The organism is Rhizobium sp. BK602 (assembly GCF_014195095.1).
In the GTDB taxonomy this organism is placed as follows: Bacteria; Pseudomonadota; Alphaproteobacteria; order Rhizobiales; family Rhizobiaceae; genus Rhizobium.
On record NZ_JACIBC010000002.1, the window covers coordinates 117,195 to 131,881 of the forward strand.

Sequence of the window (14,687 nt, forward strand, 5' to 3'; positions counted from 1 at the left end):
CAGCGAGGACTATCCGATGACCATCACCCCGCGCACCGATACGTCGACCATGCAGGAGGCACTGCCCGCCATACTGATGCGCATCGTCGCGGAGCTGCACGATATCGCTTATCTGATCGAGCGCATCGAGCCGCAGCTGCTTGATCTCAGCGAAGTCAATGTTCTGGAATCGCCCGATGCGATGAAGGTACTGCAGGGTATCGATCTTGCCGTGCAGAAGACGCGCGGCATCGCCGAATTCATCGATACGATCAGCAGCGAGATGCCCGACGGCTGGATGGTCGACGTCGCCACCGCGCTGAGCCTGGTCAAGCTCACCGAGATGCAGAAGGCGCTGAGCGGCGGCCTGCGTCACGGGCATTCCCAGCCTCTCGCGAAGGCGGCCGGCGATTTCGATTTCTTCTGACGGCGGCCCTCGACACCCTATATTGTTTTTCCTCCATTATTCTGGATAGCTTTCTTCGAATTCCCGCGCCTTTGCGGCTGGACGAAACGTTCGCACAAGTTTCGATTTCTATCTTCGCTGCAAGGCACAAAGCCATCAGGGCTTTGACGAATCGTGCGAGAACAGAATGAATCTGTTAAATCAATTAGTTCCTTTGTTCAGGAATCTGCAGAATCTGGGAAGAACACGGCTGCTGGCGCTGGCCGGCGTGGGCGTCGTATCCATGGCGCTGATCCTGTTTGCGGCCCTTTACGTCAACAAGCCCGCCCAGGAAACGCTTTATATCGGTCTCAACGCGACCGATCTGAACCAGATCAGCATTGCGCTCGCCGAAGCCAAGATCAATTTCCAGGTGGGGTCCGACGGCACGAGCCTGACCGTACCGGCCGGCATGACCGGCAGGGCCCGCGCGCTTCTCGCCGAGCGGGGCCTGCCCAACAGCACCAATGCCGGCTACGAACTCTTCGACAATGTCGGCTCGCTCGGCCTCACCTCCTTCATGCAGGAAGTGACCCGCGTCCGCGCCCTCGAGGGTGAAATCGGCCGCACCATCACCTCGATCGCCGGCATCAGCGCGGCGCGCGTGCATATCGTCATGCAGGATGTCGGCAATTTCCGGAAGGCGGATCAGAAGCCCACGGCTTCGGTGATGATCCGCGCCAATGCCGAGGCTGCCCGCAAGTCGGCGCAGGCCATCCGCCATCTCGTCGCCTCCGCCGTGCCCGGCCTGGAAGTGGACGATGTCACGATCCTCGATTCCAGCGGCCAGCTGCTCGCCTCCGGCGACGATCAGAGCAACGGCGCGCTGAACCGCAATCTCGGCATCGTGCAGAACGTCCAGAGCGAGGTCGAATCGAATATCGACAAGGCGCTGGCGCCCTTTCTCGGCCTCGACAATTTCCGTTCCAGCGTGACCGCGCAGCTCAACACCGACAGCCAGCAGGTGCAGGAAACCACCTACGATCCGGATTCCAAGGTCGAGCGCTCGGTACGCACCACCAAGGAAGCGCAGAAGTCGCAGCAGCGCCAGTCCGATACGGCCGCGACCGTCGAGCAGAACGTGCCGCAGGCGGCCCCGCAGGCCGGCGGCAACGGGCCGACCTCGAACGACCAGTCCGACAAGCGCGAAGAGCAGACCAACTACGAAATCAACAGCAAGACGATCGCAACGGTCCGCAACAGCTACAGGATCGAGAAGCTCTCGGTCGCCGTCGTGGTCAACAAGGGCCGTGTCGCCCAGATGGTCGGCGAGCCGGCAGATCCGGCCAAGGTCGATGCCTACATCGCCGAAATGCAGAAGATCGTCGCGACAGCCGCCGGCATCGATCCCAACCGCGGCGACGTGGTGACCGTCAACGCGATGAACTTCCTGGATACGCAGTTGCTTGACGACGGCGCCTCGGGCTTCAGCATCACCGACATGCTGAGCCGCAACCTCGCCGGCATCGTCAACTCGCTCGCCTTCGTCGCGGTCGCCTTCCTGATCGTCTGGATGGGCTTCCGCCCGCTGATCCGCTCGCTCGGCGGCGGCGCTAGCGCCGCGGCTCTGCCGGAAGCGGGCGGGCTGGAACTGCCGGACTTTGCGCCCGGCGCGGTCGGCGGACCGGGGGCGGCGCTGATGGATGGCTTCGGCTCGGACTTCGGCTTCGACAGCACCGACGACCTCTTGTCGATGGGCGAGGACGGCGGCACCTTCAACCGCCGCGTCAAGGAAGGGCCGGAACGTCGCCTCTCGCGCATGGTGGAGATCAGCGAAGAGCGCGCCGCCAAGATCCTCAGAAAATGGGCCGTCGGCACAGCGGCATAGGAACAGGACCGGGAGAAATCCCGGTCTTTCTGCGTGAGCGGCATTGCGAAAGCGGCGCGTCAGAAGTGTTGGCAACCCGTGGAACGGCCGCAAATGTCATTGCTGGGTAGAAAGAATCGACTTACAGTCAGGCCGTCTATTCGCAATAATAGTCAGGCGTCGCGAGTGTGATTCTAGATCCGCGTTCGGTCAATTCAGGGATGTGAAGGGGCCAGGGCGCGGGAAATCAGTTTATGGTTCGTTGATTGCGTTTTTGGCGGGTCGCGCCAATGCGATTGCCGAAATCAGATTCATGTTGGCGCCTTTGCACATCGCGCGGTTATCTGAATGTGCATCTCGCGCGATAATGATTTGAGTTGGCGCAGACGCTTTTCCGAAAGTCGGTCCCGGTTTTCGAAGCTATGCGCTGGGTCCAGGCCAAGCGATGCTCTCGTTGACGTTCGGTCGTCTGACAGTCGCAGGAAATACAGATAATGGACATGCAGCTATCGCAGGCAAGCAAGGGCGACAGGGATGCGCGATCGATCGCCGCCGCCAATGCGATGTCGCGCGATCAGCTCATTCAGCAGTTGAGCGCCATCGCCGGTCCTGCCTATCTGCAATCCGGCATGCGCCTGCTGACCGGCTATGCCGGCGCCTCTCACTATCTTCTGGCGCGCTGCGACCTGATCCAGGAAAGCGGGCTCGATTTCGTCGTCTCCTCCGACTGGCCCTTCGACCTCGTGCGGCGCCTGGCCTCGGAGCTGACGAGCGGCTATGGCCGCACCGGCGAACTGGAAAAATGCATGTCGCTGTTTCAGCCGAATGTTGCCTTCCTGCCCGATGACGTCGAATTGCCGGAAGGCGCTGGCCGCCAATATTGCGCGCTGACCTTCAATGTCGGCCGTACGCGCTTTTCGCTGATGCTGCTGGCCGGCGACAGCCTGTCGATGTCGCCGGAGCGGCTGCGTGACGTCGGGCTGCTGGCCGGCTATTTCGCCAGCTTCACCCGCAGCGTCGAAGGCAAGCTGGAGCGGGATTTCGATCTGACCGAGCGCGAGCTGGAATGTCTGTTCTGGATCGCCGAGGGCAAGACCAGCGACGAGATCGCCATGATCCTCGGCATCTCGCGCAATACCATCAACAACTACATCACCAGCGTCATGCGCAAGACCGCGACGAAGACGCGATCGGAAGCGATCGCCTTTGCCGTCAGGAACAACCTCGTTTGAAGGCGGACCGAATGCGATACCAGCCGGACAGGGCGACGGAGACACCGGGCGAAACGAGACTTGTCCGCTCGCAGCGGATTTCCGGCCGCTCCGATCTCTTCCCGAAGCTGGTGTCGATGCAGAAGCTGATCGACGCGCAGAATTTCGCCGTTTATCGCGTCAGCGGCTCCGGCCTGCCGAGCAAGCAGCGCCTGGTCTGCGAGCTGGAAAACTGGGGCTCGGCCAATCCCGTCATGAACAAGGCCTTCGTGGACGCCTATGGTGAGGCGATGATCGAGCATATCGAGAAATCGCTGCTGCCGCTGATGTGGAATGGCCGCGACAGCGACAGCACGGCCGAGACGCCGGATTTTGCCGCCTTCACCCAGCGCCTGAAACCGCATCTCCTGCCCTTTGCCGGCGTCGCCTTCCCGGTGCGGCTCGGCTCCGTCGGCAATGGCTATGTCGTTTTCGCCGCGAAGTTCATGGATCTCGCCAGTGACATGATCGTCGAGCTGCATGGCCGCAGCTGCCAGATCATGCTGGAGCTTCTGTCGCTCGACGAGCGCCGCTCGCCGGCGGCGGAAGCCTTGAGCGAACGGGAGATCGCCTGCCTCCAGCTCGCCGGCGACGGCCGGATCAGCGAAGAGATTGCCGAGAAGCTCGGCCTGTCGGTGCATACCGTCAATGCCTATCTCGGCTCGGCCACGATCAAGCTCGACAGCGTCAACCGCATCCAGGCGATCGCGAAGGCGATCCGCTTCGGCTATATCAGCTGACGGCGGCACCCTCGAGCAATTCCGGGAACAATGCGGAGCGGTTTTCCGTCCGGAATTGTGCGAGAACAATGAGATAGGGCAGTTCCGTGCTTTCGAGAAGCCATGAACTGCCCCAAGCGGATCTTCATCGTGAGAACCGGGGTTCTCACCCCTTTCAAGCCGCTTCCGTCGCGCTGCTGGCGATCGCATAGCGCGCATCCTGCAGGCTGCGGGCGAGCAGGGCGGTATTTTCGTCCGGATCGGCCGAAGGCTTCTCGAAGGCGATATGATGGATCTCGATGCCGGCATGATGTTCGGCCAGCGCGAGCTTGGCATAGACGGTGACGCCGCGCGGCTTGATCTCAAGGTCGAGCGTGACCTCCGCCGGCCCGCCCCAATCGAGCTTGTAGTCGCCCCCAAGCCCGAAATTGACCGTGCCGGGATGAAAATAGAGCTCGGCCGCCGACGCCACGAGGTCGGCAAGATTGCCATAGCGTTCGAATCGCAGCAGCGAAATCAGGTCGGCCGCATCGAGGAGCCTCAGCTCGCTGGCGACCGGGCTGATCGCTTCGGCGAGAATGCGTTCACGTTGGGCAGAGTAGGGGCATTTTTTCATTTGATTATCGTACCCGTTTTCTATTCGACTGCGCGGCGTAGATCCGATGGATAAGCTCTGCGACGGCCTTGTAAAACACTGACGGGATGACACTATCCACCGAGACTTGCGCAAACATGGAGCGTGCAAGCGGCGGATCTTCGAAAACGGGAATTCCGTTCGCCTCCGCAATCTCCCTGATCTTCAGCGCGATCAGGTCCTGGCCCTTGGCAACGACGACGGGTGCGTCGTTTTCCTCGCGGACATAGCGCAGCGCCACGGCAAAATGGGTCGGATTGGCGATGATGAGCGTGGCGCGCGGCACCTGCTTGATCATGCGCCGACGGGCACGATCGCGGGCGATGGAGCGCTGGCGCGACTTGACGATCGGGTCGCCCTGCGCCTGCTTGTATTCGTCCTTGACCTCCTGCTTGGTCATCTTCAGCTGATCGAACCAGTGATACCGGCTCCACAGCACGTCGGCGATGCCGACGATGGCGGTCGCCAGCAGCACGATGATCAGGATTTTCTGAACGATGGTCGACAGCCGGACGAAGATGGTCTGCGGATCGGACACCAGCGAATCGATCGCATGGAAGAACTGGCCGCGCAGCACGAAGAACATGATGATGCCGACGATGACGATCTTGGCGAGCGATTTGCCGAATTCCACCAGACCCGTCATGCTGAAGAGACGGTTCCAGCCCGAAACCGGCGAGATGCGCGAAAATTGCGGCCGGATGCGTTCGAGCACCGGTGTCGGCAGGTTCTGGAACATCGAGGAACCGATGCCGAAGGCGAAGAAGAGGACAATGGCCGGCAGGAGCAGGTTGCCGACCTCCCAGCCGATGCGGGTAAACAGCGAAATGGCGTCCGGCCCGGTTTCGAGCTTCCATTGATCGGGCTTCTCGAAGAGATCGCGCAGCGTCTCGGCCATGCGCCCGATGCGTTCCGGCAGGAAGAAGGTGACGTAGATGACCGTCGCGAGCATGGAGGCGAAGAGGGTCGCCTCCCTGGAGTGGGGCACATTGCCCTTCTCCATCGTATCGCGGAGTTTTTTCTCCGTCGGTTTCTCTGTTTTACTGTCCTTGTCTTCGTCAGCCAAAGCAGCCGCCCTTCACGAAACGGAAAGAGGCCGCGCATCGCGCGGCCCTGTTTTTGGGCATTCTAGGACGATTCAGGTGAGTCGCGCCGCCACTATGCGGCTTTCTCCACAGGTGTCGTGTCCTTCGCCTTCAGTTCGATCTGGCCGGAATTGGCGAGCCGGATGGCTTCCTGGGCGATGGCGCGCCGGGCGATGGCGATTTCGCGGGCATTGAGGCCGTTGCTCGGCACCTGCAGGTCGGATTCGATCATGCGGCGCTGGCGCGGGCTGATCGACGAAAGCACGATCTCGCGCATTTCGTTCGTCGAACCGCGTAGCGCCATGGTGATGATGTCCGAGGCGATGTCGTTGAGCAGCAGGACGCGGCTTTGCTGCGGCATGAAGGTGAGATCGTCGAAGAGGAAGATCTTCGGGCGCACCTTATCGACGGATTCCTTGCTGATGGTTTCCAGCGAGGTGAGCAATGTGTCGACCTGCGGCTTGTCCAGTTCGTTCATCAGGTCGGCGACCTTGGTCGAGCCGGCGGCGTTGCGCTCGGCGTCGATTTCCGACATCAGCCCCAGCACGCGGTTCTCGATGATCTGCGCCGCCTTCGGGCTGACATCCTTGAGATTGACCGTGCGGTTCATGATGTCGGCGCGCTGCTCTTCCGGGAGCTGCAGCAGGATCTTGGCGCCGAAGGAGGACGGCATCATCGACAGCACATAGGCGATGGTCTGCGGATGTTCGCGCAGGAAGAACCTGGCGACGAAGCTCGGGTCCGCTTCGCCGAGACGATCCCAGATCGAGGCTTCGTAGGCCTGGAAGGCCGTGCGTCGGCCGAGCAGGCTGTCGACCTCGTCGGGTGTCAGGCCTTCCTCGAGGATGCTCTCGATCGCCTTGGCGTTGTCCATCAGGCCGGCGCCTTCGGTGAAGAGATCCTCGAATTCGGCGACGAGCTGCGCCAGTTCGTCCGGCGGGATCAGCCGCAGCGATTGCGCCGAGGCGATGATGAGCTGCAATTCATGCTGGGTGAAATATTTGAGCAGACGTCCCGCCACCTGCTTTCCCATGGCAAGCAGAACGGCAGCGGCTTTTTCAGCCTGTGACAACGGTTTCTCGGCAAGGCTGCCGCTGAAATCGTCAAAGTCCATCATGGTCTTCATCTCCGTCCCGAACAGGGAGTGGGCTTATTCTGAAAAGAAGTCAGTCTTTCCGAAGTCTGCTTCCGGAGCAGAAAGGTGCTCCGGAAAAATTCATGCGTCATCAAATAGATCGTGCGAAACGGCTTATTTCGATCGGGTATTGGACAGTTCGATAAGCTTGATGCCGAAGCGGGTGTCGTCACCGTCCAGCACGGTGATCTCGCCGCGGCCGATCCGCCGGCCATTGACGGTGATTTCCACCGGCTCGCCGATCTTCTTGTCGAGGGCGATGATGGCGCCTTCCGTGAGGTTCATCAGGCCGGAGACCTGCATGCGGCTGCTGCCGAGCACGATCTGGACATCGATCGGGATATCCATGATCAGGTCCATGTTGGCGGCCATCGCGCTGCCCGGAGCGGCGGTCTCGGCGAAGGTGTCGCCGCCGAAATCACCGGCACCGAAGGCGGTGTCCGCATCGCCGTCGCCGAAATCGCCGCCGAACGCGGGAAGGCCGGCGCCGGTTTCCGCCCCGAAGGCATCGACATCGAAATCCGGTGCGCCGCCGTCGGTATCTTTCTTCAGCACGCCGCGCAGGCCATCAATGGCCTCGTCCAGTGCGGCGTCGCTGTTTGTCAGCTCCAGCGAATCCTCGCTGCTTTTCTGTGTGGTCTTCGTAGCCATGACATCACTATTCCAGTTGAAACTTGCCTCAAGCTGCCGTGGGTGCGAGCCGCACCCGCCAGCCGGTCAATTCATCAGGTGCCGAAGAAGCTCGTCGTCGGAGTTCACGGTATCCTTGACGCGTACGGTGTAGTTTTCTCCGGATCGGCCGAACTCGCAGACATAGAGTTCCTTGCTGTTGGCGCTGACCTCGACGCGAACGTCGCCCGTATCCATGAAGGGAATGACGTCGCCGACGGCGAGCCTGGAGATGGTGTCCAGCGTCAGCGTCTGCAGCCGGATGCGAGCCTCCAGCGTCACATGCGAGCGGCGTACCTGCTCGCTGAGCTGTTCGGTCCAGGCCTGCGATCCGGCCGACGGGTTCTTCGCCCGCGGCGCGCTGACCACGGTGCGCAGCAATTCCCGCTGCGGCGCGATGACGATGATCTCCGAGACGGTCTTGCCGAGCGAGATCGTCATCAGGATGGCGGCGGCGAAATCGTCAGCCTGGCCGGCGACCGGCATCGGCCGGTCCTCGACGTTGTAGGGCGGATCGAGATAGGGCTCGAAGCCGCCAGGCGCGTTGACGGCCGAGCGCAGCACATTGGCGATCTTGTCGAAGACCATCACGGAGAGATCGAGCTCGATCATCGAAAGCTGCCGGGGAGCCGGAGTCTCGATGGTTTCGGGCCTTGCGCCGAGCATATGCTCCATCAGGCTCATGACGAAGCCGGCGCCGCAGCCGAGCACGAATTTAGGCGCCCAGTTGCGCAGCGAGCCGTTCACCAGGGCGTAATTGCCGCCGAGGCCGGCGATGAGATCGTTCATGAGCCCCGATCGGCAGCCGGTATAGCCGACGGACACCTCGATCCCGGTTTCGCTCTTGATGATGTCGGGGAGGAACTCGGCATAGACCTGTCCGAAGGCGGTGCCGAGCTTGGTAAGGGTCGCGTGATCGCCGAGACCGCCGGTCAGTTTGGCGAAGAGGACGGGGTCCATTGCCTGTTTCGGATGCGTGGATTGCTGGCTCATGATCGTTAGGCCGCCTTGCTCTCACCGCCGGGGTTCATCATTTCCTGCTCGACCGCGTCGATGGACGGCCGCTCGTAGGAGGAGATGGTCTTGCGGCCGTATTCCAGCGCCACCTGCGGCACCGAGCCGTTCATGTAGGCGAGCAGCGTCTGCTTCACGATCACGTAGAGGCGGTGCTGTTTGTTGCGCACGATCTTGATCTGCGAGACCAGCGGCGCGCAGACCGAATAGGACAGGATGATGCCGAGGAAGGTGCCGACCAGCGCCGAGCCGATGAGGTGCCCCAGCACTTCGGGCGATTCGTTGATGTGGCTCATCGCCTTGATGACGCCGAGCACGGCGGCGACGATACCGATGGCCGGGAAGGAATCGCCCATGATCGTGATCGCGTGATAGGGCTTCATCTTGTCGTGCTGGATGGTGTTGAGTTCCTCGTCCATCAGCGCCTCGATCTCGTGCGAGCGGGCGTTGCCGATGATGATGAGGCGGACATAGTCGCAGATGAAGGCCGTCAGGTCCCGGTTCTTCAGCACCGTCGGGGCGGCCTGGAAGATCACCGATTCGTCCGGATTGTCGATATGGGCCTCGATCTCGTTGCGCGACTTGGTGCGCAGGTCCCGCATCAGCGAATAGAGCACGCCGAGCGTGTCGAGATAATCGCGCTCCTTGGGGATCGAATGCCGGAAGGCTTCGAGCAAGGCCTTGCCGGAATCCTTCACGACCTTCATCGGATTGGCCATGATGAAGCCGCCGATGCCGGCGCCCGCGATGATGACAAATTCGAAGGGCTGGAACAGCGCGTTCACATCCCCGCCCATCGCCATGAAGCTGCCAATGATGCAGCCGCAGGTCACTACAAATCCGATAATAATATTCATCGCCAGTCCACACCTGAACGTTGCTTCCTCCCATCAACTAGGGGAGCTGCCTTGCGTGAGGCTGTTCGGCATGCGCTTTCGCAGGCGTTTCGACGTGTCAGCTTCGCACAAGCCAATGCCGGCACAGTAACGGGTAAGGGCATCCATGCCCCGCTAACGAAATGTAGGAGCGCCGGCGGCGTTTCCTTTCCCGTTATTCTCCAATGTCCGGAGGGCGTTGAAAATGCAGTCTGGTATCTATGTGGCGCTGTCGTCCCAGATGGCGCTTGAGCGGCGCTTGACGACGATCGCCGACAATATGGCCAATGTGAACACCACGGGCTTCCGCGGCACCGAGGTCAAGTTCAATCAGGTGCTCAGCAATACCGAAAACAAGCTCAACGCCAAGGTGGCCTTCGTCTCGCAGGGCAACGACTATCTTTCCACGGATAATGGCGAGCTGCAGAACACCGGTAACCTCTTCGACTTCGCCGTCAAGGGTGATGCCTGGTTCGGCCTCAACACGCCGGCCGGCCTGGTGCTGACGCGCGACGGTCGCTTCACCATGACCGACAGCGGCGCGCTGGTCTCGGCCCGCGGCTATCCGGTGCTCGATCCCGGCGGCGCGCCGATCCAGCTCGATCCGTCCGGCGGTGCACCCACCGTCTCCTCGAACGGCACGATTGCCCAGAACGGCAAGCAGGTCGGCCAGATCGGCCTCTACAGCTCCGACGTCACCAAGGGCTTCCTGCGCTATGACAACAGCGGCGTCCTGCCGACCGACACGCCGCAGCCGGTCGTCGACCGCTCGAGCATCGGGATCGCCCAGGGCTATCTCGAAAACTCCAATGTCAACGGCATGCGGGCAATGACCGAGCTCATCGAGGTCAGCCGCGCCTTCGACAATATCTCGACGCTCACCAACAGCAGCGAAGGCACGCTTTCGGACGCGATCAAGACCCTTGGCGGCAGCCAGTAAGAGGGGCGCATCATGTTCGATGACCGAATGCCGGCGGGGGCGATCTCCCCGAAGCTTTCGCATATGGCCGCCTTGGCGAGCCAATATGCGATGGCGGAAAACGCAGTCGCCCATGGCGGCCATGTGCGCACCATCGCGGCCGGGCATTATACCGTCGCGGGCATCTCCAGACATGTACGGCTGGGCGAATTCGTCGCCCATCGTTCGCCGACCGGCATCCATCTCGGCGAGGTCGTGCGCGTCGAGCCGGAGCTGACCTATGTCTGTCCGATCGAGCCGGGCGAGCCGATCGGCATCCACGATACCGTCATCCGCAAGGGCGCCTTCCGCATTTCGCCGGCCGATGGCTGGTGCGGCCGCACGATCAATTCGCTGGGAGAGCCGATCGACGGCCTCGGGCCGCTGACGGCAGGCCCGCAGCCGCGCTCGATCTCCAACACCGCGCCGCCTTCCATGACGCGTAAACGCGTCGAGACCGGCTTCAGGACCGGCGTGCGCGCCATCGATATCTTCTCGCCGCTCTGCCTCGGCCAGCGTCTCGGCATCTTCGCCGGCTCCGGTGTCGGCAAATCGACGCTGTTGTCCATGCTGGCCCGTGCCGACGCCTTCGACAAGGTGGTGATCGCGCTGGTCGGCGAGCGCGGCCGCGAAGTCCGCGAATTCATCGAGGATACGCTCGGTCCGCATATGAGCAAGTCGGTCGCCGTCGTCGCCACCAGCGACGAGAGCCCGATGCTGCGCAAGATGGCGCCGCTGTCGGCCATCACCATCGCCGAGCATTTCCGCGACCAGGGCGACAACGTGCTGCTCATCGTCGACAGCGTCACCCGTTTCGCCCATGCCATCCGCGAGGTCGCGACGGCATCCGGCGAACCGCCGATCGCGCGCGGCTATCCCGCCTCGGTCTTCACCGAGCTGCCGCGTCTTCTCGAGCGCGCCGGGCCGGGACCGGAGGGCACGGGTACGATCACCGCGATCATCTCCATCCTCGTCGACGGCGACAATCACAACGATCCGATCGCCGATTCCACCCGCGGCATCCTCGACGGCCACATCGTCCTGCAGCGCAGCCTGGCGGAGGAGGGGCGCTACCCGCCGATCGATCCTCTGGCCTCGGTGTCGCGCCTGGCGCGCAAGGCCTGGACCTCGGATCAGGAGAAACTGGTGTCGCGCCTGAAGGCGCTCGTGCACCGCTACGAGGAAACCCGCGATCTGAGATTGATCGGCGGCTATCGCCAGGGCAGCGACGCGGATCTCGATATCGCCGTCCGCCAGGTGCCGATCATCTACGAGATCCTGAAGCAGACACCCGGCGAGCGGCCATCGGCAGACGCCTTCACCGATCTCGCGACCGCTCTGAAGAACGGTTCGGTCGCAGTCACTCCAGCAAAGAGAGGCTGACGTGAGAGAATCCGACGCAGACGAACCGGTCGCTCCGCCGATGCAGGCGAAAAGGCGGACCATGACCGACAAGGTGCTGACCTGCACCGGCCTGCTGCTTGCGGGCGTCTCGGCCTTCTTCCCCTGGTATGTGTTCCTGAACCCGGACAAGTTCGGCATTCAGGTCGCCGAAGGCGACCGCACGCGGGACCTGCCGCATTGGAAAGGGCGCGAGATCGTCAATGTTTCCCCACTCGCCATGGCCAACAAGAATCCAAACGGACAGAAGGAGTTCCTTCCCGATCCGATGACGACGGCGACGGTCAGCAGCGTCGGGCGGGAGGATGACAAGGGACCGCCGGCGGAGGATCAGCCTTTCCCCGGCAAGTCGCCCTTCCATCTTTTGCATGTCGCCAACGGCCGGGCGCTGATCGAGGACGACACCGGCATGTATGTCGTGCGCGTCGGTTCGGTCCTGCCCGACAACAGCCGCCTGGCGACCATCGAGCAGCGGGACGGACGATGGGTGATCGTCACCTCCACGGGCGATGTCTACAGCCATGAATGAGACGGTGAAATCGCCTGGAAAACAGGCGCGACCAAGACTTTCGCAAGAACGCGCCGACCGCAAGTCCCACGCAAGATTATCCCTCTAGGGTCATTGTTGTAAGAACGGAGAGAAGCCCATGCAACCCATTCAGCTCTTTGACCTGGCCTCGCGGCAAGCCGAGTGGCTCCAGGTGCGTCAGGAGGTTGTTGCCGGCAACATCGCCAATGCCAATACGCCGAAGTTCCGTGCCAAGGATGTGACGCCATTCCAGGCCGTTCTCGACAACGAGAATGTCGGCATGGCGAGAACCAATCCGGCGCATCTCTCCGGCAGCGAATTCAGCGAGAGCGGCGACATCAACGTCGAGGAAGCGTCGCTCAACCAGGAAATCGGCGTCCAGGAGTCGGGTAACACCGTGGGCCTGGAAGACGAGCTCGCCAAGTCGGGTGAAATCAAGCGGCAGTACAGCTTGAACACCGCCCTGGTCAGCTCCTTTCATCGCATGATGTTGATGACCGTAAAACAATAGATGAAGTGAAGGTGCCATGGACTCCCTATCTGCCGCATTGAAGATTGCGGGCTCGGGCCTGGAGGCTCAGTCGACCCGCCTGCGCGTCGTTTCCGAAAACATCGCCAACGCCCGTTCGACCGGCGACACGCCCGGCGCCGATCCGTATCGCCGCAAGACGGTGACCTTTGGCGCCGAGCTCGACCGGGCCAGCGGCGTGACGACGGTCGGCGTCAAGAAGATGGGCGAGGACACCGGCAAGTTCGTCGAAGAATACGACCCGGACAATCCGGCGGCGGACCAGAAGGGCTACGTCAAGATGCCGAACGTCAACGTCCTGGTCGAAATGGCCGACATGCGCGAGGCCAATCGCTCCTACGAAGCCAATCTGCAGACCGTACGCCAGACCCGCGACCTCATCTCCTCCACCATCGATCTCTTGAAGAACGCACAATGATTGACGCCATCAAGAATGTCTCCTCCCTCTCGGTCACGCGCGGTCTCGGCGGTATCGCCACGGACCTGACCTCCACCGTATCCGGCGCGCTCGCTTCGACGCCGGAGGCGGCGGTCGGCACCGCCGCCGCGGGCAGCTTCGCCTCCGTCATGTCCGACGTGGCGAAAAACACCGTCAACACCCTGAAGGAAGCCGAAAACGCCTCCTTTGCCGGCATCAAGGGCACGATGAGCACCCGCGAGGTGGTCGACAAGGTCATGCAGGCGGATCAGACGCTGCAGACGGCGATCGCCCTGCGCGACAAGGTCGTCTCCGCCTTTCTCGATGTGACGAAAATGCAGATCTAGGGCGGATCGCCCGCTCCAATTTTTGATTTGGCGCGATTCTGTTTCAAGCCGCCTCGCGGCTTCGGGATTTGCGCTCCAGCTCGAAGGATGAAGACATGAGAGCGCTCGCTATTGCCGCGACGGGCATGGACGCCCAGCAGACCAATCTCGAAGTGATCGCGAACAACATCGCGAACATCAACACCACGGGCTACAAGCGCTCCCGCGCCGAGTTCTCGGATCTTCTCTACCAGACCGAGCGCGCCAAGGGCATCGCCAACCGGCCGAACCAGGCGGTGGTGCCGGAAGGCGCCAATATCGGCCTCGGCGTGCAGACGACGGCCGTGCGCAACATCCAGATCCAGGGCGAACTCTCGCAGACGTCGAACGATCTCGACGTCGCGCTGGTCGGCCGCGGCTGGTTCCAGATCCAGATGCCCGACGGCACGACGGCCTATACCCGCGCCGGCTCCTTCAACAAGAGCGATACCGGCCAGATCGTCACGCCTGACGGCAATGTGCTGCAGCCCGGCATCACCATCCCGAACAATGCCAGCAACGTCACCATCAGCCAGTCCGGCGAGGTCGCGGCGACGATCGGCACGGCGACGACGCCGACCGTTCTCGGCCAGCTGCAGATCGCCAACTTCGTCAACGAAGCGGGCCTGCAGCCGATGGGCAGCAATCTCTTCACCCAGACGCCGGCTTCTGGCGATCCGGTCGTCTCCGATCCCAACGAGAACGGCTTCGCCTATCTGAAGCAGGGCTATCTCGAATCGTCGAACGTCGATCCGGTCAAGGAAATCACCGATCTGATCACCGCGCAGCGCGCCTACGAGATGAACTCCAAGGTCATCACGACGGCCGACGACATGGCGCAGATCGTCAGCAAGAACCTGAAGTAACAAAGGGAC

General features: G+C 62.1%; 17 protein-coding genes. 11 read left to right on the top strand and 6 right to left on the bottom strand.

Annotation, left to right across the window (positions count from 1 at the left end; translation table 11 throughout):
• Positions 1–16 precede the first annotated feature (16 nt).
• The 4 genes from FHX11_RS05965 to FHX11_RS05980 all read left to right on the top strand — a co-directional run bounded on the left by FHX11_RS05965 (position 17) and on the right by FHX11_RS05980 (position 4,221).
• The gene (locus FHX11_RS05965; protein WP_184356057.1) at positions 17–406 is read left to right on the top strand and encodes a hypothetical protein; all 390 of its coding nucleotides are present in this window, start codon (positions 17–19) and stop codon (positions 404–406) included.
• Between the two features lie 166 nt (positions 407–572).
• Entirely contained in the window at positions 573–2,252 is a 1,680-nt protein-coding gene (fliF, locus tag FHX11_RS05970) for a flagellar basal-body MS-ring/collar protein FliF (RefSeq protein WP_184356059.1), read from the top strand.
• Between the two features lie 473 nt (positions 2,253–2,725).
• Entirely contained in the window at positions 2,726–3,463 is a 738-nt protein-coding gene (locus tag FHX11_RS05975; protein ID WP_184356061.1) for a helix-turn-helix transcriptional regulator, read from the top strand.
• An 11-nt stretch (positions 3,464–3,474) separates the two neighbouring features.
• Positions 3,475–4,221, top strand: a complete 747-nt coding sequence (locus FHX11_RS05980) for a helix-turn-helix transcriptional regulator (protein ID WP_184356062.1) — start codon at positions 3,475–3,477, stop codon at positions 4,219–4,221.
• 154 nt (positions 4,222–4,375) lie between these two features.
• Here the strand turns inward: FHX11_RS05980 and FHX11_RS05985 are convergent, their stop codons facing one another.
• The 6 genes from FHX11_RS05985 to motA all read right to left on the bottom strand — a co-directional run bounded on the left by FHX11_RS05985 (position 4,376) and on the right by motA (position 9,594).
• Positions 4,376–4,816 carry a hypothetical protein gene (locus FHX11_RS05985; protein WP_184356064.1) on the bottom strand — a complete coding sequence of 147 codons (441 nt, stop codon included), beginning with the start codon at positions 4,814–4,816 and terminating at the stop codon, positions 4,376–4,378.
• 4 nt (positions 4,817–4,820) lie between these two features.
• Positions 4,821–5,900: a flagellar biosynthesis protein FlhB gene (gene flhB, locus FHX11_RS05990; RefSeq protein ID WP_184356066.1), complete on the bottom strand. Its 1,080-nt coding sequence runs from the start codon at positions 5,898–5,900 to the stop codon at positions 4,821–4,823.
• Between the two features lie 92 nt (positions 5,901–5,992).
• Positions 5,993–7,036, bottom strand: a complete 1,044-nt coding sequence (fliG, locus tag FHX11_RS05995) for a flagellar motor switch protein FliG (RefSeq protein ID WP_184356068.1) — start codon at positions 7,034–7,036, stop codon at positions 5,993–5,995.
• Positions 7,037–7,168: 132 nt separating this feature from the next.
• A complete protein-coding gene (fliN, locus tag FHX11_RS06000; RefSeq protein ID WP_184356070.1) occupies positions 7,169–7,705 on the bottom strand; it encodes a flagellar motor switch protein FliN in 537 nt (178 codons plus the stop codon).
• Positions 7,706–7,771: 66 nt separating this feature from the next.
• Positions 7,772–8,716, bottom strand: a complete 945-nt coding sequence (locus FHX11_RS06005; RefSeq protein ID WP_184356072.1) for a FliM/FliN family flagellar motor switch protein — start codon at positions 8,714–8,716, stop codon at positions 7,772–7,774.
• A 5-nt stretch (positions 8,717–8,721) separates the two neighbouring features.
• Positions 8,722–9,594 carry a flagellar motor stator protein MotA gene (gene motA, locus FHX11_RS06010; protein ID WP_184356074.1) on the bottom strand — a complete coding sequence of 291 codons (873 nt, stop codon included), beginning with the start codon at positions 9,592–9,594 and terminating at the stop codon, positions 8,722–8,724.
• A 223-nt stretch (positions 9,595–9,817) separates the two neighbouring features.
• Here motA and flgF point away from each other — a divergent pair, with 223 nt between their 5' ends.
• From flgF to flgG, 7 genes are all read left to right on the top strand, one after another.
• A complete protein-coding gene (flgF, locus tag FHX11_RS06015; protein WP_184356076.1) occupies positions 9,818–10,552 on the top strand; it encodes a flagellar basal-body rod protein FlgF in 735 nt (244 codons plus the stop codon).
• Positions 10,553–10,564: 12 nt separating this feature from the next.
• On the top strand, positions 10,565–11,953 hold the full coding sequence (fliI, locus tag FHX11_RS06020; protein WP_184356078.1) for a flagellar protein export ATPase FliI: 1,389 nt from the start codon (positions 10,565–10,567) through the stop codon (positions 11,951–11,953).
• Between the two features lies 1 nt (position 11,954).
• Entirely contained in the window at positions 11,955–12,500 is a 546-nt protein-coding gene (locus tag FHX11_RS06025; protein ID WP_184356080.1) for a flagellar protein, read from the top strand.
• A gap of 118 nt (positions 12,501–12,618) precedes the next feature.
• Complete coding sequence (gene flgB, locus FHX11_RS06030; protein ID WP_184356081.1) at positions 12,619–13,011, top strand: flagellar basal body rod protein FlgB; 393 nt, start codon at positions 12,619–12,621, stop codon at positions 13,009–13,011.
• A 16-nt stretch (positions 13,012–13,027) separates the two neighbouring features.
• Positions 13,028–13,447 (top strand): flagellar basal body rod protein FlgC, encoded by a 420-nt coding sequence (flgC, locus tag FHX11_RS06035; protein ID WP_184356083.1) that lies wholly within the window; start codon positions 13,028–13,030, stop codon positions 13,445–13,447.
• A complete protein-coding gene (locus FHX11_RS06040; protein WP_184356085.1) occupies positions 13,444–13,794 on the top strand; it encodes a flagellar hook-basal body complex protein FliE in 351 nt (116 codons plus the stop codon). The genes flgC and FHX11_RS06040 overlap by 4 nt, the downstream gene beginning before the upstream one ends.
• Positions 13,795–13,889: 95 nt before the next feature.
• Entirely contained in the window at positions 13,890–14,678 is a 789-nt protein-coding gene (gene flgG, locus FHX11_RS06045) for a flagellar basal-body rod protein FlgG (RefSeq protein ID WP_184356087.1), read from the top strand.
• Positions 14,679–14,687 lie beyond the last annotated feature (9 nt).